1 pseudogene is annotated in these 863 nt (G+C 59.6%); it reads left to right on the top strand.

Annotated elements, in window-relative coordinates:
• Positions 1 to 71 precede the first annotated feature (71 nt).
• Positions 72 to 863, top strand: a pseudogene (locus tag KNW02_RS20650) (IS3 family transposase); the annotation flags it as partial.

Here is an 863-nt window from a genome sequence, read left to right as displayed (position 1 = left end):
GGTAATCCCCCCGGAAAGTAGGGGGCTTCAAAAGTAGAGTTTTCTCGGCAAAGTGCACGAGGAGATTTCGTATGAAGACCAGCAGATACACAGAAGCGCAGATACTCGCGATCCTGCGGCATGCCGAAGGCGGTGTGCCTGTGGCCGAGTTGTGCCGGGAGCACGGCATGAGCAGCGCTTCGTTCTATAAATGGCGTGCGAAGTATGGCGGCATGGATGCGTCGATGATCAGCCAGATGAAAGCGATCGAGGACGAGAACCGTCGGCTGAAGAAGATGTTTGCCGAACTCAGCATGCAGAACGAGCTGCTGAAGGAGGCGCTTGGAAAAAAGTGACGAGGCCGTCTCAACGCCGCGAGATGGCCGCAAGCGCAGTCGAACGACGACAGGTTAGCATCGCCTTGGCCTGCCGGACCCTCGGGGTCAGCGAGACCTGTTATCGCTACAGCCCGAAGCTGAAGGACGAGAACGAGTTGATCGCCGATCTTCTGATCGGGCTGACCGGGGCGCGCAAGACCTGGGGTTTCGGGCTGTGTTTCCTGCATCTGCGCAATGTCAAAGGCCACCCATGGAACCACAAGCGGGTCTATCGCATCTATTGCGAGTTGGAACTGAACCTGCGGATCAAGCCCCGCAAGCGGCTGAAGCGTGAGAAGCCAGAGGCCCTGGCGGTGCCGGATGCGCCCAATGTCACCTGGTCGATGGACTTCATGGCCGACCGGCTGGGTGATGGCCGTCAGTTCCGGCTCTTGAACGTGCTGGACGACTTCAACCGTGAAGGGCTGGGGATCGAGGTGGATTTTTCCTTGCCCGCCGAGCGGGTCATCCGCAGCCTGGACCGGATCATCGAATGGCGCGGCAGGC

Source organism: Paracoccus marinaquae, assembly GCF_018860165.1.
Classification (GTDB): Bacteria; Pseudomonadota; Alphaproteobacteria; order Rhodobacterales; family Rhodobacteraceae; genus Paracoccus; species Paracoccus marinaquae.
Note: the sequence above shows the minus strand (reverse complement) of the source record. Positions and strands in the feature narration are given on the sequence as shown.